The organism is Prauserella aidingensis (assembly GCF_024171865.1).
Classification (GTDB): Bacteria; Actinomycetota; Actinomycetes; order Mycobacteriales; family Pseudonocardiaceae; genus Prauserella; species Prauserella aidingensis.
The window spans coordinates 51566-74414 of sequence record NZ_JAMTCN010000018.1; the positions used below are offsets into that span (position 1 = coordinate 51566).

General features: G+C 72.0%; 18 protein-coding genes. 10 read left to right on the plus strand and 8 right to left on the minus strand.

The features are described 5' to 3' along the window. Nucleotides 1-9 precede the first annotated feature (9 nt). The 3 genes from LY13_RS17610 to LY13_RS17620 all read left to right on the plus strand — a co-directional run bounded on the left by LY13_RS17610 (nucleotide 10) and on the right by LY13_RS17620 (nucleotide 4061). Complete coding sequence (locus LY13_RS17610; RefSeq protein WP_253829596.1) at nucleotides 10-1167, plus strand: GuaB3 family IMP dehydrogenase-related protein; 1158 nt, start codon at nucleotides 10-12, stop codon at nucleotides 1165-1167. 204 nt (nucleotides 1168-1371) lie between these two features. Beyond that, a complete protein-coding gene (locus LY13_RS17615; protein ID WP_253829598.1) occupies nucleotides 1372-3102 on the plus strand; it encodes a GMC family oxidoreductase N-terminal domain-containing protein in 1731 nt (576 codons plus the stop codon). 410 nt (nucleotides 3103-3512) lie between these two features. Next, on the plus strand, nucleotides 3513-4061 hold the full coding sequence (locus LY13_RS17620; RefSeq protein WP_253829599.1) for a hypothetical protein: 549 nt from the start codon (nucleotides 3513-3515) through the stop codon (nucleotides 4059-4061). A 260-nt stretch (nucleotides 4062-4321) separates the two neighbouring features. On the opposite strand, the gene LY13_RS17625 is transcribed toward LY13_RS17620, so the two are convergent. Beyond that, complete coding sequence (locus LY13_RS17625; RefSeq protein ID WP_253829601.1) at nucleotides 4322-5620, minus strand: aldehyde dehydrogenase family protein; 1299 nt, start codon at nucleotides 5618-5620, stop codon at nucleotides 4322-4324. Nucleotides 5621-5763: 143 nt separating this feature from the next. Here LY13_RS17625 and guaA point away from each other — a divergent pair, with 143 nt between their 5' ends. The 3 genes from guaA (at nucleotide 5764) to LY13_RS17640 (ending at nucleotide 10056) form a co-directional block, all read left to right on the plus strand. Then, the gene (gene guaA, locus LY13_RS17630; RefSeq protein WP_253829602.1) at nucleotides 5764-7341 is read left to right on the plus strand and encodes a glutamine-hydrolyzing GMP synthase; all 1578 of its coding nucleotides are present in this window, start codon (nucleotides 5764-5766) and stop codon (nucleotides 7339-7341) included. 28 nt (nucleotides 7342-7369) lie between these two features. Beyond that, nucleotides 7370-8149, plus strand: a complete 780-nt coding sequence (locus tag LY13_RS17635; RefSeq protein WP_253829675.1) for an E3 ubiquitin ligase family protein — start codon at nucleotides 7370-7372, stop codon at nucleotides 8147-8149. A 380-nt stretch (nucleotides 8150-8529) separates the two neighbouring features. Beyond that, nucleotides 8530-10056, plus strand: coding sequence for an FAD-dependent monooxygenase (locus LY13_RS17640; protein WP_253829604.1), 1527 nt, complete (start codon nucleotides 8530-8532; stop codon nucleotides 10054-10056). Between the two features lie 46 nt (nucleotides 10057-10102). Here LY13_RS17640 and LY13_RS17645 read toward each other — a convergent pair whose 3' ends face one another. Beyond that, nucleotides 10103-10339 carry a hypothetical protein gene (locus LY13_RS17645; RefSeq protein WP_253829605.1) on the minus strand — a complete coding sequence of 79 codons (237 nt, stop codon included), beginning with the start codon at nucleotides 10337-10339 and terminating at the stop codon, nucleotides 10103-10105. Beyond that, the gene (locus LY13_RS17650; protein WP_253829607.1) at nucleotides 10332-11594 is read right to left on the minus strand and encodes a PspC domain-containing protein; all 1263 of its coding nucleotides are present in this window, start codon (nucleotides 11592-11594) and stop codon (nucleotides 10332-10334) included. Before LY13_RS17650 ends, LY13_RS17645 begins: the two co-directional genes overlap by 8 nt. Nucleotides 11595-11763: 169 nt before the next feature. On the opposite strand from LY13_RS17650, the gene LY13_RS17655 reads away from it, so the two are divergent. The 3 genes from LY13_RS17655 to LY13_RS17665 all read left to right on the plus strand — a co-directional run bounded on the left by LY13_RS17655 (nucleotide 11764) and on the right by LY13_RS17665 (nucleotide 15460). Continuing rightward, nucleotides 11764-13521 (plus strand): PspC domain-containing protein, encoded by a 1758-nt coding sequence (locus LY13_RS17655; protein WP_372493847.1) that lies wholly within the window; start codon nucleotides 11764-11766, stop codon nucleotides 13519-13521. Between the two features lie 95 nt (nucleotides 13522-13616). Continuing rightward, on the plus strand, nucleotides 13617-14276 hold the full coding sequence (locus tag LY13_RS17660) for a response regulator (RefSeq protein WP_253829677.1): 660 nt from the start codon (nucleotides 13617-13619) through the stop codon (nucleotides 14274-14276). Between the two features lie 245 nt (nucleotides 14277-14521). Then, nucleotides 14522-15460 carry a DMT family transporter gene (locus LY13_RS17665; protein ID WP_253829608.1) on the plus strand — a complete coding sequence of 313 codons (939 nt, stop codon included), beginning with the start codon at nucleotides 14522-14524 and terminating at the stop codon, nucleotides 15458-15460. A 9-nt stretch (nucleotides 15461-15469) separates the two neighbouring features. Here the strand turns inward: LY13_RS17665 and LY13_RS17670 are convergent, their stop codons facing one another. Further along, a complete protein-coding gene (locus LY13_RS17670; RefSeq protein ID WP_308216362.1) occupies nucleotides 15470-17242 on the minus strand; it encodes a chloride channel protein in 1773 nt (590 codons plus the stop codon). A gap of 52 nt (nucleotides 17243-17294) precedes the next feature. On the opposite strand from LY13_RS17670, the gene LY13_RS17675 reads away from it, so the two are divergent. Continuing rightward, entirely contained in the window at nucleotides 17295-17795 is a 501-nt protein-coding gene (locus LY13_RS17675; protein WP_253829610.1) for a MarR family winged helix-turn-helix transcriptional regulator, read from the plus strand. A 30-nt stretch (nucleotides 17796-17825) separates the two neighbouring features. On the opposite strand, the gene LY13_RS17680 is transcribed toward LY13_RS17675, so the two are convergent. The 4 genes from LY13_RS17680 to LY13_RS17695 all read right to left on the minus strand — a co-directional run bounded on the left by LY13_RS17680 (nucleotide 17826) and on the right by LY13_RS17695 (nucleotide 22365). Then, nucleotides 17826-18773, minus strand: coding sequence for a serine/threonine-protein kinase (locus tag LY13_RS17680; RefSeq protein ID WP_253829611.1), 948 nt, complete (start codon nucleotides 18771-18773; stop codon nucleotides 17826-17828). A 17-nt stretch (nucleotides 18774-18790) separates the two neighbouring features. Next, a complete protein-coding gene (locus LY13_RS17685; protein ID WP_253829612.1) occupies nucleotides 18791-20500 on the minus strand; it encodes a serine/threonine-protein kinase in 1710 nt (569 codons plus the stop codon). A 197-nt stretch (nucleotides 20501-20697) separates the two neighbouring features. Further along, entirely contained in the window at nucleotides 20698-21090 is a 393-nt protein-coding gene (locus LY13_RS17690) for a hypothetical protein (RefSeq protein WP_253829613.1), read from the minus strand. A gap of 237 nt (nucleotides 21091-21327) precedes the next feature. Further along, entirely contained in the window at nucleotides 21328-22365 is a 1038-nt protein-coding gene (locus tag LY13_RS17695; RefSeq protein WP_253829615.1) for a hypothetical protein, read from the minus strand. Nucleotides 22366-22849: the final 484 nt, after the last annotated feature.

Genomic DNA, 22849 nt, shown 5'->3' on the forward strand with positions numbered 1-22849 from the left:
GGACTACACGTGCGGGATCTGGTCGAGATCGGCATGGGACGGACCGCCCGGCGGTCGTACGACTTCGACGACATCGACATCGTGCCGTCGCGGCGGACGCGCTCGTCGAAGGTCGTGTCGACCGGGTGGCAGATCGACGCCTACCGGTTCGACCTGCCGCTCGTGACGCACCCGACGGACGCGGTCGTGTCGCCGCACACCGCCATCGAGATCGGCAGGCTCGGCGGGCTCGCCGCGCTGAACGCCGAGGGCCTGTGGGCGCGGCACGCCGACGCCGAGAGCGCGCTCGCCAGGGTCGCCGAGGCCGCCAAGGAGGGTGCGGCGCCGTCCGAGGTCGTCCAGCGCCTCCAGGAGCTGCACTCCGCTCCCGTCCGGCCCGACCTGATCACCGAGGCGGTGCGCACCGTGCGCGACTCGGGCGTCACCGTGGCGGCACGTGTCAGCCCGCAGCACGCGGCCGAGCTCACTCCGCACCTGCTGTCCGCGGGCGTGGAGATCCTCGTCGTGCAGGGCACGATCGTGTCGGCCGAGCACGTGGGGGAGGACAACGGCGAGAGCGACACCGACCCGCTGAACCTCAAGGACTTCATCGCCGACCTCGACGTTCCGGTGGTCGCGGGCGGCGTGAGCGACTACCGCACCGCGATGCACCTGATGCGCACCGGCGCGGCGGGCGTCATCGTCGGCCACGGCTACACCCCGGGTATCACCAGCACGGACCAGGTGCTCGGCATCGGCGTGCCGATGGCGACGGCGTTGATCGACGCCGCGGCTGCGCGCCGCGACTACCTCGACGAGACCGGCGGGCGCTACGTCCACGTGCTCGCCGACGGCGGGGTGCGTCACTCCGGCGACATCGCCAAGGCCGTCGCGTGCGGCGCGGACGCCGTCATGCTGGGCGCACCGCTGGCCGCAGCGTCCGAGGCGCCGGGCCACGGGCTGTACTGGACGTCGGCGGCGGCCCACCCGTCGCTGCCGCGTTCGCGCGTGGCCACGGCCGGTCAGGGTGAGCACGGCGCCGTGGACCTGCGCACGTTGCTGCACGGGCCGTCGCAGGACCCGAGCGGCACGGTCAACCTGTTCGGCGCGCTCCGCCGGGCACTGGCCAAGACGGGCTACTCCGACCTCAAGGAGTTCCAGCGCGTCGGCCTCACGGTCCGCCACTGACCGCCCTGACTGCCGTTCTGCGCCTGGCGCCCCCAAGGGCACCTTGGTCGCGTTGAGTGCAACCACAGTGCCCCTGGGGGCAACCGTGCCCGTGCTGCACCGACCGCATCGCGGCTACGGAGCGTCACGCGATGTGACAACATGAATTGACCCGTTGGTAACTTACCTCTGGTCAGAAGGTGCCTCGCTGGTTACAGTTTTGCTGTGACTTCGCGTAACACCATCGCTGAGGATGGCAGGACGGACCTCGACTACGACGTGCTGGTCGTCGGCTCCGGATTCGGCGGCAGCGTCGCGGCGCTGCGGCTGACGGAGAAGGGCTACCGCGTCGGTGTCGTCGAAGCGGGCAAGCGGTTCACCGACGAGGACTTCGCCAAGACCTCCTGGGACCTGCGCAACTACCTGTGGGCGCCGCAGCTCGGCTGCTACGGCATCCAGCGGGTGCACCTGCTGCGCGACTGCATGATCCTCGCGGGCTCCGGCGTCGGCGGCGGCTCGCTGGTGTACGCGAACACCCTCTACCGGCCGCTCGCCCCGTTCTACCGGGACTCGCAGTGGTCGCACATCACCGACTGGGAGTCCGAGCTCGCACCGTTCTACGACCAGGCGAGCCGCATGCTCGGCGTGAACGTCAACCCGACGGTGACCCCGTCCGACGAGGTCATGCAGAAGGTGGCCGCGGACATGGGCGTCTCCGACACCTACCACGCGACACCCGTGGGCGTGTACTTCGGCGAGCCGGGCAAGGACGTGCCCGACCCGTACTTCGGCGGCGCCGGGCCGGAGCGCACGGGCTGCACCGAGTGCGGCTCCTGCATGACCGGCTGCCGCGTGGGCGCGAAGAACACGCTCGTCAAGAACTACCTGTACCTGGCCGAGCAGGGCGGGGCCCACGTCGTGCCGATGACGACCGTCACGGCGGTGCGGCCGCGGGGGAAGGGGGCGTTCGAGGTCGACCTGCGGAAGACGGGCACGACGTCGAAGAAGTTCACCACGACCGTCACGGCGGGCCACGTGGTCATGGCCGCGGGCACGTGGGGCACGCAGAAATTGCTGCACGCGATGCGCGACACCGGCACGTTGCCGCGCCTGTCGAACCGTCTGGGCGAGCTGACGCGCACCAACTCCGAGGCCATCCTCGGCGCGGCGCGCACCGACGTCGACCCGGAACGCGACTACAGCCGCGGCGTCGCGATCACGTCGTCGATCCACCCCGACGAGGACACGCACGTCGAGCCGGTGCGCTACGGCAAGGGCAGCAACGCGATGAGCCTGCTGCAGACGATCGCCACCGACGGCAGCCTCGCCGAGCCGCGGTGGAAGCAACTGGCCAAGTACATGCTCAAGCACCCGTTGAAGAGCGTGAAGATGCTCAACGGCTACAAGTGGAGCGAGCGGACCGTGATCCTGCTCGTGATGCAGAGCCTCGACAACTCGATCACGACGTTCACCAAGCGGGGCCTGTTCGGGCGGCGCAGGTACACGTCGAGGCAGGGGCACGGCGAGCCGAACCCGACGTTCATCCCGGCGGGACACGAGGCCACGCAGCGCACCGCGGAACACATCGACGGCGTCCCGGGTGGTACGTGGGGCGAGATCTTCGACATCCCGCTGACCGCCCACTTCATCGGCGGCGCGCCGATCGGCACGAACGCCGACGACGGCGTCATCGACCCGTATCACCGGGTTTTCGGCTATCCGAACCTCCACATCGTGGACGGCACGGCGATCACGGCGAACCTGGGCGTGAACCCGTCGCTGACGATCACGGCGCAGGCGGAGCGGGCGTTCTCGTTCTGGCCGAACGCGGGCGAGTCGGATCCGCGTCCGTCGCAGGACGAGCCGTACCGCCGGATCGACCCGGTCGCCCCGCGTCGCCCTGCGGTCCCCGCCGAGGCCCCGGGCGCCCTCCGCCTCCCCATCACCCCGGTGTAGCCCCGCCGCGTGTCCCGCACCCGCACCCGGTCCGTCCACGCGTGTCCTGCACCCGTGTCGCCGTGTTGCAGCTCCAGGGGCCCGTGTTGCGGGTTCCGGGGATCGTGTTGCGCATCCCGGGGGCTGTGTTGCGGGTTCAAGGGATCGTGTTGCGGTTTCCGGACACCGGGCGGGCCACCTCGCGGAGCTGACGGCACGCCGCGTCCGGGATGTCGTGGCCGGGTGGCTGTTTGTTCGGGTGGCTGTGCGTCCGGGGTGCGGCGTTCGGTGCCAGGGTGGGCCGTGTGTCGGGAGGCGGTGCACACGGCCTGGCCGTCGTGACGGGTTGACCTTCGAGTCGGTCGAAGCCCGAGGATCACTCGGCCGGTGGCAGCCCCCCACCGGCCCGAGCCGACGGAGGAGACCCGCTCATGGCCACCACATCGACGACCACATCGACCACCGACTCGACCGGCGAATCGGCCACCGACGCCGATCCGACGATGGACGCCATCGTGTCCGCCGTGACGGCCGGCCGGGACGGTGACGTCGACACCGCCCGCCGTGAACTGCTGCGCATCTGGGCGCGGGTCGGTGCCGCGGGAGACCCGTTCCACCGCTGCACGCTGGCGCACTATCTGGCCGACCTCTACGACGACCCGGCCGAGTCGCTGATGTGGGACGTTCGCGCGCTCGATGCCGCCGACGCGCTCACCGATCAGCGTGCCCGGCAACACGACGCGAGCCTGCACGTCGCCGGCTTCTACCCGAGCCTGCATCTCAACCTCGCCGACAACTTCCGGCGCCTGGGCGCGTTCCGGGCCGCAGCCGAGCACATCGAGGAGGCCGAGCGCCACACCTCGTCGCTCCCCGACGGCGCGTACGGCGACACCATCCGCGCGGCCGTTCGGGACGTGGGCCGTGCGGTGGCGCAACCCGACACGGCACGGCGCGCTTCGTCGCCCGGCCCCGCCCGGTGACGGTCCGGTCTCTCGCGATCGACCACGCCGAGAGCTCGTGGACACGCCCGCGGGCGTGTCCACGGCCCCGGAATCCGCAACACGATCCCCGCGTTCCGCAACACGGCCCCGGAATCCGCAACACGATCCCCGCGTTCCGCAACACGGCCCCGGAATCCGCAACACACGCCCCGGGATCCGCAACACGCGCCCGGGAATCCGCAACACGCGCCCCGGAAAGCGCAACACGGCGGGTCGGGTGCAGGACACGCGAGGTGGGGTCAGGTCAGGGTCGTCAGTTGGGGAGTGGTGATCGCGTGCATGGTGATGTGGACCGTGGCCGGGTCGTAGTCCGGCACGTCGCCGACGACGACGCGAGTCGCCTCCAATTGCGAACGCGCGCGCAGCGCCAGTGCGGTGTCGCCGGTGAACAGTCCGACCGCCGGAGCGGCCGCGCCGGGTACCGCGACCGCGGCGAGCGCCTCCTCCGGTTCGTCGGCGACCGTCACGGCCAGCACGGGGCCGCAGGCGGGTTCGTCCTCGGTGCCGGTGACGAGCGTCGGCTCTCCCGAGGCGCCGCCGGCCAGGACGGTCGCACCCGCCGCGGTGGCCTCGCTCAACCAGGCCGCCGTCCGCTCGGTGACCTCGGCGGGCAGGGCGGCCACCGAGACGGACGTGTCGTAGGCGCCGCCGGTCGGCTGGGCCTCGACGGCCGCGGTCAGCGCGGGCAGCAGTGCGTCGGCGACGGCCGAGCACACCACGGCCCGCCGCACCGCCTCCGGCCGCATCCCGCCCTGGCGGGTGGCGGCGACGGCGATGCGCTCGGCGGCGTCGTCGACGTCGGCGTTCGGGAGGCCGGTGACGACCACGGCGGCACCCCGTGACGGGGTCGTGGTGTCGATCCGCACCAGGTCGCCTGCCTCCGGCTCGTCGCCCGGCAGCACGGAGAACGCGCCCTCGGGCAGGCCGACCTCGCCCAGCGCCTCGCCGAGCGCCAGCGCGGACAACGGTGTCGCGGTGCCTGCGGCCACGATCACCGGCGTGCCCACGGCGAGTGCGGCGGCCACCGCGTGCGCGGCGCTGCGCAGCGGCGCCTCCGGTGACACCACGCCCAGCACCGGTCCCCGCGGGACGTCGTGGATCAGGGTCGTGACGCCGCCGTCGTTGCTGACCCGGCCGCCATGGGGGAGCGGGTTCCGTGCCGCGTACCGCAGCACGGCGACGGCGTCGTCGACCTCGCGCTGTGCCCAGCGCAGCGGGATGCCGCTCTCGGCCGTGAGCAGTTCCGAGAGTTCCTCGTGGCGTGCCTCGAGTTCGCCCGCGGCGATGTGCAGTGCGCTCGTGCGCAGCTGCTCGTCGTCGATCCGGCCGAGGCTCACGGCCGTCTCCACCGCGGTGGCGGCCTGCTCCGGCGTGGCCACCGCGACGGTCGCCACCTCGGTGTCGTCGGCGGGGTGGGTCACCGCGGCGGTGTCGGGACTCGACTCCGCGCGCCCGGCGATCCAGGCGTCGCGCGGCCGCGGGGTGTAGGCGTCGTCCTCGGTGTCGAACTCGAAATCCGGCGGGCCTGCTGTGGTCATGGGCGCACCTTATGTGGGCCCGCTCACCCGCCGTCACACCCGCCGTGACGTGGGGCCGCACGCGGCCCACCTGGCGGCGAGCGCCGTCGGCTCACCTGCGACGATGGGAGCCGGTCGAATGTCGCAGCGAGGAGGTCCCGCTCGTGCCCGAGAACACGTCCGCCGGTCCGGCAGCCGCCACCGAGGGTCCGGTCCTCGTCGTGGACTACGGGGCGCAGTACGCCCAGCTCATCGCGCGCCGGGTGCGGGAGGCGCAGGTGTACTCGGAGGTCGTGCCGCACACGGCGACGGCGGCGGAGATGCTCGACCGCAACCCGTCGGCGATCATCCTGTCCGGCGGACCGTCGAGTGTGTACGCCGACGAGGCGCCGAGCATCGACCCGGCGCTGTTCGACGCGGGCGTGCCGGTGTTCGGCATCTGCTACGGCTTCCAGGTCATGGCGCAGGCACTCGGCGGCACGGTCGAGCACACGGGCACACGCGAGTTCGGCCGCACCGAGCTCGACGTCTCCGGCGGCCGGCTGCACGAGGAACTGCCCGCGCGGCACCCGGTGTGGATGAGTCACGGCGACTGTGTGACGAAGGCGCCGGAGGGATTCGACGTCACGGCCAGCAGTGAGGGTGCGCCGGTCGCCGGGTTCGAGAACGTGGGTCGCGGGTTCGCGGGCGTGCAGTACCACCCCGAGGTGGCGCATTCGCCGCACGGTCAGGAGGTGTTGCGCCGCTTCCTGCAGGAGGTCGCGCAGATCCGTCCACAGTGGACCACGTCGTCGATCGTGGACGACCAGGTCGTGCGGATCCGTGCGGAGATCGGGCACGGACACGCGATCTGCGCCCTGTCGGGCGGCGTCGACTCGGCCGTCGCGGGCGCGCTGGTGCAGCGGGCGATCGGTGACCGGCTCACGTGCGTGTTCGTCGACCACGGCCTGCTGCGTGCGGGCGAACGCACCCAGGTGGAACGCGACTTCGTCGCCGCGACCGGCGTCAACCTGGTGACCGTCGACGCGCGTGACCAGTTCCTCGACGCGCTGGCCGGTGTCAGCGACCCGGAGGAGAAGCGCAAGATCATCGGACGCGAGTTCATCCGCGTCTTCGACAATGCCGCCCGCGACCTGAAGGACAAGGGCGACGCCGAGTTCCTCGTCCAGGGGACGCTGTACCCGGACGTCGTCGAGTCCGGCGGCGGCACCGGCGCCTCGAACATCAAGAGCCACCACAACGTCGGCGGCCTGCCCGAGGATCTGCAGTTCAGCCTCGTGGAACCGTTGCGGCTGCTGTTCAAGGACGAGGTGCGCCGCGTCGGCCTCGAGCTCGGACTGCCGGAAACGATCGTGCAGCGCCAGCCGTTCCCCGGGCCGGGCCTGGGGATCCGCATCATCGGCGAGGTCACCGGCGACCGGCTCGACACGCTGCGCGCCGCCGACGCCATCGCGCGCGAAGAGCTGTCCGCGGCCGGTCTGGACCACGACATCTGGCAGTGCCCCGTGGTGCTGCTGGCCGACGTGCGCAGCGTCGGTGTGCAGGGCGACGGCCGCACCTACGGCCACCCCGTCGTGCTGCGCCCAGTTTCCAGCGAAGACGCCATGACCGCCGACTGGACTCGGCTACCCTACGACGTACTCGAGCGCATCTCGACCCGCATCACGAACGAGGTCGCCGAGGTCAACCGGGTCGTGCTGGACGTGACGAGCAAGCCGCCGGGCACGATCGAATGGGAATGACGCGCGAGACGAACCGGGGGTGACGGGCGTGTGGATCGCAGGCGCGATTCTGATCGTGGCGGGTGTGGCCGCATTCTTCTTCATGCAGCACACCAAGAAGGAGCTGCACGCGATGATCGGCACGGAGACGCTGTCGATCCCCGAGCTGGAGGCCGAGCGAACGGCCTCCGACGACCTCGGTGCGAAGGGCTCGTTCCGTAAGATCACCGAGGTCGTCGGCGCGGCGCACCCGCGGCCCGAGGGCGTGCTGACGGCGGAACTGTCCAAGCAGGAATGCGTCTGGTACCGCTACACCGTCGAGCGCGAGTACGAGCACGTCGAGTACCGCGACGGCGACCGGCGCACGCGCAGGCGCACCGAGAAGATGGCCGACCACTCGTCCAACGCGGGCTTCGCCGTGATCGACGAGGCGGGCCGCACGATCGGCGTCGACCCGGGCGGTGAGCGGCCCGACAAGCCCGAACAGGTCATCGACCGGTTCGAGCCGCACGAGGGCGGCCGCGGCAGCGTCGAACTGTTCGGGATCACACTGCCCAGCTTCGGCGGCGGCAACCGGACGATCGGCTACAAGTACAAGGAATGGATCGTCCGACCCGGTCAGCGGCTGTACATCCTCGGCGAGGTGCACGACAAGATCGGCCCACTGGTCATCGGCAAGCCGTCCGAGGACGGGCATTTCATCATCTCGACCCGATCCGAGTCCGAGCTCCGCAAGTCCCGCGAGACGCAGCACAAACTGCTGGCGCTCGGCACGGTCGCCGGCGTCGTCATCGGCCTCGGACTCCTCGTCGCGGGGATCGTCGCCTAGCGACCGCCGCGCCCCACTCCTCACGCCGTGGCCACACCGGAGACGCTCCGATGTGGCCACGGCTTTTTCGCGCCATGCCACCGCCGCAGGGGCACCGGCAGCGCAGGGTGAACCGGAAATCGGTGTCGACGGTCGCGCGGTGTCGGTCGACAACGGCCTGACAGCACGCAGCGTCGACCGCGTGAGCAGCGTCGAGGGGAACAGCGTCGAGGGGAACGAGAAAGGCCGGCGGAAATGAGAATGGCGGGATCCCTCCCGCCACTTTCACCGTACCGCGCGTCCCCGGGCTTGCGGCAATCCCCGGAACAGGGTGCAGACTTGCGATTCCGGTCGGGAATTCCGACCGGGAAATCAGCGGGAATTGCCTCAGGGGGACATCCATGTTCGATGTGATCATCGTCGGCGGCGGCCCGACCGCGACGATGCTGGCCGCGGAGCTGCGGCTGCACGGGACGTCGGTCCTGGTGCTGGAACGGGAGGCGGAACCGACCCCGGTGGTGCGGTCGCTCGGGCTGCACGTGCGCAGCATCGAGGTGCTCGACCAACGGGGACTGCTGGAACGGTTCCTCGACCGCGGCACGACACATCCGCTGGGGAGTCAGTTCGCGGCGATTCCCACGTCGACACCCGACGTGGACACGGCGCACGCCTACATCCTCGCGATACCGCAACCCGTCGTCGACCGGCTGCTCGAACAGCATGCCGTCGAGGCGGGCGCCGATGTCCGGCGCGGGTGCGAGGTGACCGGTCTCGCGCAGGACGACGACGGCGTGACGGTCGAGGTGGCAGGCGGTGGGACCGAGCGCGCCCGCTACGTCGTCGGCTGCGACGGAGGCCGCAGCACGGTGCGGAAACTGCTCGACGTCGGTTTCCCGGGTGAGCCGACGCAGACGGAGAACCTGCTGGGCGAGGTCGAGGTGACGGCCACGCCCGAGGAACTGAGGGCCGCGATGACCGAGGTGCGCAGGACGCAGCTGCGCTTCGGGATCGCACCGATCGGTGGCGGCGACGGCGTGCACCGCGTCACGGTGCCCGCGGCCGGTGTCTCCGACGACCGCACGCCGCCGACCCTCGACGAGCTCAGGACGCGGCTCGTCGCCGTCGCGGGCAGCGACTTCGGCGTGCATTCGCCGCGGTGGCTCTCGCGGTTCGGCGACGCCACGCGGCTCGCGGACCGCTACCGCGTCGGCCGTGTCCTGCTGGCGGGCGACGCGGCGCACGTCCACCCGCCGCTGGGCGGGCAGGGGCTCAACCTCGGCATCCAGGACGCGTTCAACCTCGGCTGGAAGCTGGCCGCCGAGGTGACGGGACGCGGCCCGGAGGGGCTGCTGGACAGCTACGAGTCGGAGCGCCGCCCCGTGGCCGAGGACGTCCTCGACAACACCCGCGCCCAGACGGTGCTGATGGCGACCGACGCCCGGTCGCAGGCGGTACGCAGGCTCGTCGCCGAGCTGGCCGGGATCGACGAGGTGGCCACGCGACTGACCGAGAAGATCGTCGCCACGGCCGTCCGCTACGACGTCGGCGAGCCCGACCGCGGCGAACGCGCAGACCTGCTGGGGCTGCGGATGCGGGACGTGCCGTGGGCGGGCGGCAGGCTCTACGAGCACATGCGGACCGGGCGCGGGCTGCTGCTGGACCCGCTGGGGACGCTGTCGGTCGACGGGTGGGCCGACCGGGTCGACCACGGCGTCGGGCGGCCCCGAGGCGAGTCGGCAGGCCCCGCCCCCGGCGACGCCGCAGGGGAGGCCACGAGCACCACAGCGGATACGACGAGCCGCGCAGCGGATGCCGCCGGAGGCACAACTCCCGTGCTGCTGCGGCCCGACGGGCACGTCGTGTGGGCGGGTGGCGACCCTGCTGCGCTGCCGGAACGGCTCACGCGCTGGTTCGGTGCGGCCGCGTGATGACTTGCTCTGGGCCGATGTGTGAGGAGCGCATCGGCCCAGAGCGTCAGCGGTCCTTGCGCAGCGACGCGGCCAGCATGACCACGCCGACCACCACGGCGATGCCCGCGACGACCCAGCGCGGGTCGACATGCCCGATCCACACCGGACCGTCGAAGAACACGTAGCCGGCACCGCCGAGGGCGGCCAGTCCGGCGAGGAGCGACAGCGGGTCGAACCGGTGCCGGTCGCGGGGGTCCGCGGCCGGATCGGGCGTGTGCTCGAACGGATTCTGCTCAGCCATCGCGCCGCACCTCCACGTTGCCGATACCGGCGTCGAGCCTCAGGTGGAACCGCTGCCCGCCTTCGTCCGTCCCGGTGTCGCCGGCACCGCTGTTGTTGTCGCCACTGTTGGTCACGTTCACGCCGGTCATGCCGCTCTGCGACTTGTCCAAGCACGTGGCCGTGCCGGTGCGGGCCTTGCAGTCGTAGGTCACGTCGGCGTCGCGGGGCACGGTGAACGTGATGTCGCCGGTGCCGACCCGGGCCTCGACGGAGATCGGACTACCAGTGTCGGGCAGTTCGGTGAGGTCCACGTCGATCGAGCCCGCCGTGAGTTCGTAGGTGTCGAGCTGGTGCGCGTGCTGGGGCGTGTCGCGGATCTCGCCGAGTCCGCCCGGGTAGCCGCCCGGAGGTAACGCGCTCGTCAGCGCGGCGACCAGGGCCGTCGGCAGAGCGAACCAGATCAGGCCGCGTGCCCCTCCCGTGAACGCGCCGACCAGCAGCCCGCCCGCCAGCACGGCCAGCGTCGCCGCGGCCACCTCGGAGACGCCCCACACCGGGCCGAGGAGGGTCGCCGTCACACCTGCGGTGATCACCGCCAGCGCCAGTGTCACGAGCGTGACCCTGGAGACGCAGCGACGCCTGGACGAGTGTTCTCGCGCGGGTCGTTCCGGTTCCTCGGGCGGCGGCGCGGGAACCGGCGTCGACGCATCGGCCAGGTGCCAGCCGAGCGGGTTCGCGCCCAGGGCGTCCCAGTCGGCGGTGGCCGTGTCGACCCGGGTGCCGGACTGCGGCGCCGTCGCGCCCGCCGTCCGGGAAGCGGGCCGGTTGAGGTGCCCTCGCCCGCGGTGCATCAGGTACAGCGCGGTGACGACGAGCGCCAGGCCGACGATGCCGCCGCCGTCCAGCCACGTGCCGCCGAACGCTAGTCCGAACGCGGGGAAGCACGCCGCGCACAGCAGCAGTGTCAGGCCTTTCGACGTCCCGCTGGCGCCGTGGCCGAGGAGCCCCTCGAATGCGGACACCTCGTCGTCGGCGGCCGGGAGGAACAGCCAGCCCAGCAGGTACACCGCCGGTCCGACGCCGCCGAAGAACGTCAGGGCGACGAGCGCCACCCGGATGACGATCGGGTCGATGCCGTACCGCAGGCCGACTCCCGCGGCCACGCCCGCGACCTTGCGTCCCTGCGCGGGGCGGCGGGGTCTGCTCGCCCAGAAGTCCTTGACCGTCGCCTCGAACCCGTCGAGATGCCGGGTCGCGCCGCTCGTGCTGTTCATGACGTCGAGCATGCGCCCCGCGGTGGCCCCGGCACATCGGGGAGCACCCTGAAACCGTCCCCGAGGGCCACCGGCGGGCCCCGGCGCCGACGAGGACCGTCTCCGGGCCGTGCTTCAGGGGTTTCCCTGATGATTCCGGTCGCCATCTCTGTGACGATGGACGGTGACCATGGATGACGTGCAGGAACAGGGCGCGCAGGAACAGGGCGCGCAGGAACAGGGCGCAGCAGGGCGTCCGGCGGACACGCGACCCCGGGACGGGGCCGCCGCGCCGGACGCCGGCACCCACGCGTCCGGGGGCGGTGCGCAGGCCCACGGCGCGGTTCCGGCCGCTCCGGTGACCGCCGGCGCAGGCCGGCTGTCCGACGGCGACTCCGCCGACGGTCACCCGGCGCAACCGAAGATGTACCGCAGGCGTGGTGGGCGTGCGCTCGCCGGTGTGGCGGGCGGGCTCGCCGATCACCTCGGCGTCAAGGTCCTGTGGGTGCGGATCGCGTTCGCCGTGCTCGCGGGCCTGGGTGGACTGGGCGTGCTGACGTACGGCCTGCTGTGGGCGTTCGTGCCGCAGGAACGCAGGGACACGTCCCGTGCCGAGCTGTCCGGACGGCAGCGGCAACAGGCCTACGGGCTGATCGCGCTCGGTGTCGGGCTCACCGTCGTCGGCGGTGTGCTGAGCGGCGTGCTCACCGGCTGGGCGGGACTGCCCGTGGCGGTGGTGCTCGTCGGTGTGGCCGTCGTCTGGCGGGAGGCCGACGAGACGCAACGTCGCCGCTGGCGCAAGGGTGCGAGGTCCGGTGTCGCCGGGGTCGTGTTCGGCGGCGGGGGCGTGTCGGCGACGGTCCGGGTACTGGCGGGTGTCGTCCTGGTCGTGGCGGGCATCGGCCTGATCGTGCTGCGCGGCAGCGGACTGGCCCAGTTGCAGTTCGCCGTCGTCGCCGTGCTCGCGACGCTCATCGGCGTGGCGCTGCTGACGGTGCCGTTCTGGCTCCGGCTGGTGCGCGACCTCGGCGACGAACGCCGCGCGCGCATCCGTACCGAGGAACGCGCCGAGATCGCCGCCCACCTGCACGACTCCGTACTGCAAACGCTTGCGCTCATCCAGAAGCGCTCCGACCATCCGCGTGAGGTGACCCGGCTGGCGCGCGGTCAGGAACGGCAGTTGCGTGCGTGGCTCTACGGCCCGAACGGCTACGGCACCCCGAACCGCGACGCCGGGGCTCCCGGATCCGACGGCCCGGGCGAGGCGGAGTCGGCGCCGGCGACGTTGGCGCAGGCCGTGGCGGAGGCGTGCGGCCAGGTCGAGGACACGTTCGCCATCTCGGTGCAGCAGGTCGTGGTCGGGGACGTCGAACTCGACGACGGCCTCGTCGCGCTCGTCCAGGCGGCGCGCGAGGCCATCGTGAACGCCGCCAAGCACGCGGGGGTCGACGAGGTCAGCGTCTACGCCGAGGTCGAGCCCACGGCCGTGACGGCGTTCGTCCGCGACCGCGGGGCCGGGTTCGACCCCGACGCCGTACCCGACGACCGCCACGGGCTGTCCGACTCGATCCGGGGCAGGATGGAACGCGGCGGCGGCAGCTGCCGGGTGCGCACCGCGCCCGGCGAGGGCACCGAGATCCAGCTCGAAATGCCCCGTGCAGCCGGTACCGCGGGCGGGAAGGACACCGGCGCCGGGGACAACGGCGGCGGGGACACCGGCGGCGGGGACACCGGCGGCGGAGACACCGGCGGCGGAGACACCGGCGGCGGAGTCGACGACACCGGCGGCCGCGGAACCGGAGACGACAGCCGCGGAACCGGAGACGACAGCGGCAGGAACGGCGGCGGAGGCCGCGCAGCCGAGGACGGCGGCAGGGGCGGCGACGAGCGAGGCTCGACGTCCGGCCGCGCGACACACGATCGAGCAGCACAGGGGGCAGCATCATGACGACCGACGACCCGGGCACCACCGACGGCATCGACCACGCGGCAGGCGCCACCGCGGACGCGGACTCGTCCGGCGGCCACGAGGCGCAGGCGGAGATGTCGGACAGGCCGGTGACGGTGTTCCTCGTCGACGACCACGCCCTGTTCCGCGCCGGTGCGAAGGCTGAGCTGCAGTCGATCAGCGACGAGATCCGCATCGTCGGCGAGGCGGGGTCGGTCGGCGAGGCGGTCGCCGGCATCACGCGGATGCGGCCGCAGGTCGTGCTGCTGGACGTGCACATGCCCGACGGCGGCGGTGCCGAGGTGTTGCGGCGGCTGCGCGACGAGTTGCCGGAGGTGGTGTTCCTCGCGCTGTCGGTGTCCGACGCGGCCGAGGACGTCATCGCGGTCATCCGTGCCGGTGCGCGCGGCTACGTCACGAAGACCATCTCGTCGGCCGAGCTGGTGCAGGCCATCGTGCGGGTGGCCGACGGCGACGCGGTGTTCTCGCCGAGGCTGGCGGGATTCGTGCTGGACGCGTTCGCCGAGCGGCCGGGTGCCGAGCCGATCAGCGATCCCGAGCTGGATCAGCTCACGCCGCGCGAACGGGACGTGCTGCGGCTCCTCGCGCGCGGCTACGCGTACAAGGAGATCGCCTCCGAGCTGTTCATCTCGGTGAAGACGGTCGAGACGCACGTGTCGAGTGTGCTGCGCAAGACCCAGCTGTCGAACCGCTACGAGCTCTCCCGCTGGGCGACGGACCGCCGCCTCGTGTGAGCGCGGCCCCGCCCCGTCGAGTCACCGCCCCCAAGGGCACCTCGGTTGCACTCAACGCCACGAATTTCCCCTCGCACCGCGGTGGTCCCGCGGCTCCGTGAACGGTGGCCGAGCAAGATCAAGGGAGCGATCGTCGCGTTCAACGCACCCAAGGTGCCCTTGGGGCACAACCGTGCAGAGGGGCTTAAGCAGGGTTCAGAACTGTTCGCTTGTCCTCATTAGTTGTGGTGGGCGAAGCTTGACGTATGCAGGTCGAGTCCCGGAAATCCGCCGTGTTGCCGTGGGTCGCCGCGCTGGCGGTCATGGTGTTGTGGGCGTCGTCGTTCGTGGTCATCCGGGGCGTCGGCGTGCATTTCTCGGCCGGTGCGATGGCCTTGCTGCGCCTGATCGTGGCGTCCGCGGCGCTGGGGCTCGGTGCGCTGCTGTACCGGCCGCGCTGGCCCGGCACGCCCGCCGCGTGGGGCTGGATCCTGTTGTGGGGCGTGTCCTGGTTCGGCGTGTACACGGTCGTGCTGAACCTCGCCGAACAGCACATCGACGCGGGTACCGCGGCCATGCTCGTCAACCTCGCGCCGCTGCTGGTGGCGCTCGCCTCGGGCGTCCTGCTGGGTGAAGGTCTGCCCGCGCGGCTGTTCGTCGGCATCGGCGTGTCGATGGCGGGCATCGTCGTGATCACGCTCGCCACCACGACCGGCACGTTGACGGCCGCCGGCGTGGTGCTGTCACTGATCGCCGCGCTGTTGTACGCCGGGAGCGTGCTGCTGCAGAAGTGGCGGCTCACCGGCGGCGACTCGTACGCCGTCACGCTCGTCGGCATCGCAGGCGCGATGGTGGCGTGCACGCCGTTCTCCGGTGAGCTCGCCGACGACCTCTCGGCCGCGTCCCCGGCCTCGGTGCTGGCGGTGGTGTATCTGGGCCTGTTCCCGACCGCGCTGGCGTTCAACTTCTGGGGCTACGCGCTCAAGCACGTTCCCGCGGGAGTGCTCAGCTCGTCGTCCCTGGTCGTGCCCGCGCTCGTGGTGCTGCTGTCGTGGATCGCGCTCGCGGAGGTGCCGCCGTTGCTGGCGATCCTCGGCGGTGCGCTGTGCCTGACCGGGGCGGGCTTCTCGATCGTTCCCCACATTCGCGCGGCCCTCCGCAGGCCCGAACCGGTGGGCGAACCCGCACGGACGCCGACGGGATGACCGCAGGCGTCAGCGGGCCGCGGGGTCGCGCATCGTGTGCAGCAGGGTCTGGTGGGTGAGCCAGCCGACGAGCTCCCGCCCGCTCTCGTCGACGACCGGCAGGCCGGTGCCTTCGGCGTCGACCAGCGGGTCCAGCGCGTCGACGAGGCTGGTCGTGGTGGTGACGGCCGCCGGGACCTCCGCCAGGCCGGCCACGGTGTCGGCCGCATCGGGGTCGCCGAGCACCTCGGCCACGGCCTTGGCCGTCACGCAGCCGAGGTAGGTCCCCGTGTCGTCGACGACAGGGAGGATCCCGCGGCCCGAGCGCGCCAGCTGCTCGCTCGCCTCCCGCAGTGACGTGGTGGCGGGCAGGCTGCCGGGCATTTGTTCCATGACGGAGCCGACCGTGCGGTCGGGGAGTGTGCCCCGCCGGTGTCGCGCGTCGAGGTCGATGCCCCGGCGCCGCAGCTTCGCGGTGTAGATCGTGTCGCGGCTGAGCACGCGGCTGGTCAGGGTCGCCACGACCACGGCCAGCATCATCGGCAGGATGATCGAGTACTCGCCGGTGATCTCGAACAGCGTGATCACGCCGGTGATCGGGGCCCGTGCCGCGCCCGCGAACGCCGCACCCATCCCGATCAGCCCGTAGACCCCGGGTGACGCCGTCATGTGGGGCAGGAGCGCGTGCACCAGCAGCCCGAACGCCGTTCCGCCCATCGCGCCGATGAACAGCGACGGGGCGAACACCCCGCCGGAGCCGCCGATACCGATCGTCACGCTCGTGGCCACCATCTTGCCCACGAGCAACAGCAGCAGGAATCCGACCGCGTAGCCGCCGTCGATGGCGTTGCCGAGCACCGGATATCCCACGCCGTACAGCTGCGGCAGCAGCATCAGCAGGCCGCCCAGCACCAGTCCTCCGGCGGCCGGGCGCAGCCACTCGGGGCCGCGCCAGAGGCGGTCGCAGACGTCTTCGATGCGGTAGAGGACCCTGACGAACAGGACGCCCACGGCCCCGACGAGCAGTCCGAGCATCGCGAAGAACACGAACTCGACCGGGTTGCGCACGTGGAACACCGGCAGCGACAGGAACGCCTCGTCGCCCATGATCGCCCGGCCCGTCACGCTCGCCGCGACGCTGGCCAGCACGACGGCGCCGAACGACTCGATCGTGAAGCTCTGCAGGATCAGTTCCATGGCGAAGAACGGCCCGGCGAGCGGAGCGTTGAACGTGGCCGCGATTCCGCCCGCGGCGCCGCACGCCACGAGGACCCGCAGCCGGCGTTCGGGGAGCCTGGTGATCCGGCCGAGGGTGGACCCGAGGGCGGCGCCGATCTGCACGATCGGTCCTTCCCTGCCGACCGAGCCGCCACCTCCGATGCAGAGCGCCGACGCCACCGTCTTGACGAGGCTGACCTGGGGTGTGATCCGGCCACCGCGTTCGGCGACCGCGTACATCACCTCCGGCACGCCGTGCCCGCGCGCCTCGCGGGCGAACCGGTACACCAGCGGCCCGTAGACCAGCCCGGCCACGACCGGCGCCACCAGCAGGAACCACGAACCCCAACCCGGCAACCACGGGTGTGCCGCACCGGGGGCGGCCGCGTAGTCCTCGTGCCCGGACAGCACCCGGGTCGCCGTCGTGATCAGCCATCGGAACGCGACCGCTCCCAGGCCCGCGCCGAGCCCGATCACGAGCGCCAGCACCATCAGGCCCGCGGTGCGGTCCCGTATCCAGCCGGTCAGCGAGCCGCGTGCCGCAACCGGGATGCTCCGTCCCCGTGTCTCGACACCACCCACCATCGTTTGCATTGTGCAAAGCTTGCCCTGTGCACGTCAATGTGAGAATGGCTATATGAGTGAGCCCGCCCAGCCCTACGGCGACGAGGTCGACGCGATCACCGAAGCCGTACTGACCGCATCCCGGCTGCTCGTCGGGGTCTCCGCGGAGTCGGTGGCCTCCGTCGCGGGCGCGATCACGCTGCCGCAGTTCCGGCTGCTCGTCGCGCTCGGCTCGCGCGGGCCGCTGAAACTGGTCGCGCTCGCCGGGCTGCTCGGCGTCAACCCGTCGACGGCGACGCGCACCGTCGACCGGCTCGTCACGGCCGGATGGGTGGAACGCAACAGCAACCCCACCTCGCGGCGCGAGATCACCGTCGGGCTCACGGCCGCGGGCCGGGACCTCGTCGACCGCGTGACCGCCTACCGGAGGCGCGAGATCGCGGCCATCGTGCAGCGCATCCCCGCCGAGCACCGGGAAGGTCTGGTCGAGGCGCTGCAACGGTTCACCGAAGCAGGCGAGGAACCGCCACCGCGCACGTCCCCGTACGACGCCGAACTCACGGACTGGGACTGAGCAGACCCGCCGGATCGTCCGTCGAACGCGTCAGAGGACGAGCAGCAGGACGACGACGATCACCACGAGTACGGCGGCACCGCCCGCGAGCAGCCACGTGCGCATCGAACCCGCGGGCGCGGGCGCGGCCGGTGGTGGCGGCGGCGGGGGAACGGTGACCACCTGGGGCAGTACCACGGTCGGCAGCGCGGGCGCCGTCGGCGGCACGAGCCCCTGTTCTCGGCCCTTCGTGATCGCGCGCAGCGACTGCACGGTGTCCTGCATCGTGGGCCGCAGGTCGGGATCGTCGCGCAACAGTTTCAACAGCGCCCCGGTCAGCGCACCGCAGCGACGCGGCACGACCGGCGTCCCCGTGCCGTCCTCACCGAACGGCGGCACACCCTCCACCGCCGCGAACAGCATCGCGCCGAGTGAGAACCCGTCCGACGCGGGCGACGGTTCGACACCGCGGGCGAGTTCGGGAGCGCGATACGCCGGGTCGGCGGGCGGCTGCGACAGGCCGACGTCGGTCAGTTTGACGCCGCCGTCGTCGCACAGCAGCACGTTGCCGGGTTCGACGGCGCCGTGCGTTACGCCGATCGCGTGGGCCGTCGCCAGCGCCGCCCCCAGCCGGTGGCCCAGGTACGCCGCCTGCTGCGGGCTCAGCTCCCCGTGCTCGGCGAGGAAGTCGGCCATGTTGCGGCACGGCACGTACTCCATGACCGCCCACACGTCGTCGCCGTACTGCACGGCGTCGTACACGGCGACCGCCCCGGCGTGCACGACCCGCGTCGCCTGCCGGGCCTCCAGCAGGGCCGTCCGGCGGGCGTGTTCGGCCGCCTCGCCGGTCAGCGTCGGGTCGACGTACAGCCGCTTCGCCGCCACCGTCCGGTGCAGCATCGTGTCGAACGCCAGCCACACGATGCCGGCCCGACCGCGTCCGATCGGCTGGTCGAGCCGGTACCGCTTGCCGACGACGGTGCCTTCCGCGTAGTTCACACAGCGCCCCGGACTGGTCAGGGGCCTGGGGTGACCGGGCTTCCGGTACCGCTGCCGGTCGTGCCGGTCGGTGCCGGACTGGACGGTTCCGGCGACGGTTCCTCCGTTGACGGCGGCGGTTCCGGTGACGCCTCGCTCGTCGGCTCGGGCTCGACGTAGGTCGACGTCGGCTCCTCGTACGTCGGTTCCGGTTCGACGTAGGTTGGCTCGGGCTCGACGTACGTCGGTTCCTCGGTCGTCGGTTCCGGCGCGCTCGTCGTCGGTTCGGAGGAGCTCGTGGGCTGCGACGTCGACGTGGTGGCCGGAGCCGGGTTGCCTGCGGGCTCCGGGTCCTGGCCGCCACTCGGGCCGCTGAACAGCCACACCGCGAACGCGGCCAGGCCGATCACGACGAGCCCGCCGACCAGGGCGGGCACCTTCCACTTGGGCTTCTCGTCGTCCTCGCCCGCTGCGCCGCCGCCACCCGCGGCGGCCGCCACCCGCGTGCCGTCGCGGTCGTAGGGATCGTCGTCGTACGGGTCGTCCGGGTAGGCGCCGTACCCCGCGCCCGTTGCGCCCGCGACCCGCGTGCGGTCGTCCTGGTCGTAGTCGCCGTAGTCGTAGTCGCTGTAGGCGGTGGCGGCGTAGGCCGGGTCGTCGTAGTCGCGGTCGGGATACCCGTGGTCGGCGTGACCGCCCGCCGCGGCGTAGTCGTCGTAGGCGTCGTAGCCGTCGCCGTAGTAGTCGCCTGCGTCGGAGCCGAGCGTGCCGGAGTGCCCCGGGGGCGGTTCCTCGGCGGCGCCCGCGGCACCGGCACCCAGTGCCGCGCCTGCCGCGCCACCGGCCGCGGCGGCACCCGCCGCGCCGAGCATCGACGTCCGGTCGTCCGCGCCCGCCCCGTCGGCGGGTCCGCCGAGCGGGGTCTCACCCCGGGCGACGGCGTCGAGCAGTTCCTCGCACTCCTCGGCGGTGGGCCGGTGCTGCGTCTCCGGATGCAGCATGACGGCGAGCACGCTGGTCAGCGGCCCCGACTGGCGTGGCGGGTTGATCTGCCCCGCGGCGACGGCGTGCAGCAGGCTGAGCGTGTTCTCGGACAGGCCGAACGGCGGCTGCCCCTCGGTCGCCGCGTACAGGGTCGACCCGAGCGAGAAGACGTCCGACTCGGGGCCCGGGTCGCCGCCGATGGCCACCTCGGGCGCCAGGTACGCGGGGGTGCCCGCGATCATGCCCGTCTTGGTGACCGTGACGTCGTCCTTCGCGCGGGAGATGCCGAAGTCGGTCAGCTTCACCATGCCGTTCGGTGCGAGCAGGATGTTGCCCGGCTTGATGTCGCGGTGGACGATGCCGACCGCGTGCGCCGCCTTCAGTGCCGCGGAGACCTGGGTACCGATCTGTGCGACGTCGATCGGGGAGAGCGTCCGGCCGCCCTGGAGTTCCTGGGCGAGGCTCGTCGACTCGAGGTACTCCATGACCAGGCACGGCTGGCCGCTGTCGTCGGTGACGACGTCGAACACGCTGATGGCGTTCGGGTGGTGGAGGCGCGCGGCGATCCGTGCCTCGCGCATCGTGCGGGCGCGCGCGTCGTCGATCTCGTGCTCGTCGAGTCCGGACTGGAGCAGGAGCTGTTTGATGGCCACCGTGCGGTGCAGCAGTTCGTCCTGCGCCATCCACACGGCGCCCATGGCGCCGGAACCGATCCGGCTCAAGACACGGTAGCGGCCCGCGATCAGGCGACCTTCGTCGCTCACGCGACCTCCTTCGGGGGCTGGTGTCTCCGGTGGTGGAGCGTAGGCACACCGATCCGACCGAGCTGGCTGGGTGTGGCCGGGAACGCAGCCGTTCGCTGCATCGACCACTCAGCACAGGTTAGGCCGCTCACGCTGTGCACACGAAGGCGGCACTGGCGCGCACGGTAGGTCGCTCCGCACAGGAAGACGCGCGGCGGTCAGAAAGGTTGTGTCACCGAGACGAATGATACCGGTTCCGTCGTCGCTGCTCCGGGTAGCGATACGGCGCTCGTCGTGGGGTCGCCCGCGGCGCTGTCGTGCCCGCCGGTGACGACCGCGGCGGCGACGATCGACGCGATGACCATGAGTGTGGCCACGACGAGCGCGATCAACTTCGCGCGGCGTGCGACGGGATGCTCCGGTTCGGGATCCGCTGTCGCCTGTTCGGGTTCACGGTCGGCCTGCACGCTGGGAGGGGGCAGGTACCGGCCGGGTTCGGCGAGGGCCTCGCGCAGGTAGGCGTCGTCGACGAAGTCGTCGTCCAGGATCTCCCTGTCGATGACGTCCTCGACTGCGACGCAGTCCTCACTGGCGTGCCGGCGCTCGTCCACTGTTCGGCCCTGTCTGCTCCGTCTCGTGGTTCCTGTCCTGCGGACCCCTGTGGACCAGGTAACCGGCTGTCGTCGTCGATCACCAGGGTGTGTCGGTAGAGGGTTGCGGACGTACGACGAGCGGTCATCGCGATCACCCGGTTAGAGCAATTTGCCACCGCTCAACGCATGCACGTGCAAGGGAATGTGCGAGGGAACGTGCAGAAAATGGGGTACTGACCTGGGAATTTCCTGCGGTCATGCGCCGTCGGAGGAAATCTTCTCGTTGTCGTCGAACGTGAGTCGACGGGTCTGTTCGACCGTGGTGCCGTCCTCGTACGTCACTCGGACGGTGTTGTCCGTGACGCCCTCGTACTGATCGATCGCGACGTGTTCGACCTCGAAGTAGGCGATGTCGGCGTACCTGCGCGCGAGGCCGTCGGGGCCCTGCTTGCGCAACTCACCGCTGGTCAGCTCGTGCGCAGCCTGCGGGTCCTCGGTCACGCGGTCGAAGAACGCTTGCGAGCGCTGCGCCATCGCCTCCGTGTCGTGCGTCCTGCGGAAGTACAGCTGCTGCGCCGTCGACGTCGACGCGGGCGTCGGTGGGGGCTTCGACAGCGACGTCGACGGCGGCGCGGAGTCCGACGGTGCGCTGCTGCCGGGTCCGGAGGTCGCGGACGGGCCGGAACCGCCGGGCTGTGCGGGCCTTCCGGGGGAACCGTCGCGCACCGGGTCCGGAGCGGCGGTCCCGCGCGGCGTCTCGGACGGGTTCTCGGAGGTTCTCGACGTCGACGAACTCGAGCTCGTCGCCGTCGTCGACGACGTGGGGGGAACCGGTTGCTGCCCACCACGGTCGTGGCGTTCCTCGGGCAACAGCGGTGCGACGGCGCCGTTGCGGTCGGGCCAGCCGTCGACCGCCGCGGACCGCTCGTCGGGTCCGACCAGCAGCGTGCCCGCCACCAGCATCGCCACGACGACCGCGCCCGACGACAGGCTCGCGAACCACGCCGCCCTGCGCCACGTCGACGGCGGGGTCACCGACGCGGGCACCGATCCGAGGTCGAACGTGCCGAGCCCGTCGACGGGACGGATGCTCACGTCGTCGGCGTCGTCCCCGCCGGTCGCGTCGGTCGCGTCGGTCTCGGCGGTCGGCGCAGCGGCGGGAGCCGCGTGACGGTGTTGTGCCGTGTCAGCGGTGGCCGGTTCCGCGGTGTCCGACAGTGCGACGCGCTGCCTGCGGACGGGACGCTGTTGTCCCCGCGGCCTCTCCCGCGGCGGTCCGGCCTGTGGCGGCACGTCCGCCTGTGACGGGACGGGTGCGGTCGTCTCGCCCGGGGACGGGGCGCCTGCGGACGGCGGGGTGCCTGCGGAGGACGGGGCTCCTGCGGACGGCGGAGTCCTGGCGGGTGGCTGGCTCTGGGTGGATGCCGGGGACTGGGCGGATGCCGGGGCCTGTGCGGGCGGCGGGGACTGTGCGGGTGGCGGGGACTGTGCGGGTGGCGGAGCCTGGCTCGGGACCGACGGAAGGGTGCCCGACACCGCCCCGGAGGCTCCGGTTTCCCGGGTGGCTTCCCGGACGGCTTCCCGGGTCACCCTGTCGTCGCGGGTCGGGCCGTGGTGCGCCCTGTCGTCGTGAGGTGCCCTGTCGTCGTGGACGGCCCTGTCGTCGAGGGCGTGCCGACCTCGGGAACGGCGGTCGTCCCGGGCCTGCCTCTGTCGGGACGGGCGGTTCGCGGCGGGCCTGCCGCCGGCGGTCCGGGCCGGGTCGAAGAAGTCGAAT

Excerpts from the sequence above, each read along its gene's own strand:
- LY13_RS17620 (WP_253829599.1), top strand. The coding sequence starts at position 3,513 with ATGGCCACCACATCGACGACCACATCGACCACCGACTCGACCGGCGAA.
- LY13_RS17625 (WP_253829601.1), bottom strand. The coding sequence starts at position 5,620 with ATGACCACAGCAGGCCCGCCGGATTTCGAGTTCGACACCGAGGACGAC.
- LY13_RS17640 (WP_253829604.1), top strand. The coding sequence starts at position 8,530 with ATGTTCGATGTGATCATCGTCGGCGGCGGCCCGACCGCGACGATGCTG.
- LY13_RS17645 (WP_253829605.1), bottom strand. The coding sequence starts at position 10,339 with ATGGCTGAGCAGAATCCGTTCGAGCACACGCCCGATCCGGCCGCGGAC.
- LY13_RS17650 (WP_253829607.1), bottom strand. The coding sequence starts at position 11,594 with ATGAACAGCACGAGCGGCGCGACCCGGCATCTCGACGGGTTCGAGGCG.
- LY13_RS17655 (WP_372493847.1), top strand. The coding sequence starts at position 11,764 with ATGGATGACGTGCAGGAACAGGGCGCGCAGGAACAGGGCGCGCAGGAA.
- LY13_RS17660 (WP_253829677.1), top strand. The coding sequence starts at position 13,617 with ATGTCGGACAGGCCGGTGACGGTGTTCCTCGTCGACGACCACGCCCTG.
- LY13_RS17665 (WP_253829608.1), top strand. The coding sequence starts at position 14,522 with ATGCAGGTCGAGTCCCGGAAATCCGCCGTGTTGCCGTGGGTCGCCGCG.
- LY13_RS17670 (WP_308216362.1), bottom strand. The coding sequence starts at position 17,242 with ATGGTGGGTGGTGTCGAGACACGGGGACGGAGCATCCCGGTTGCGGCA.
- LY13_RS17675 (WP_253829610.1), top strand. The coding sequence starts at position 17,295 with ATGAGTGAGCCCGCCCAGCCCTACGGCGACGAGGTCGACGCGATCACC.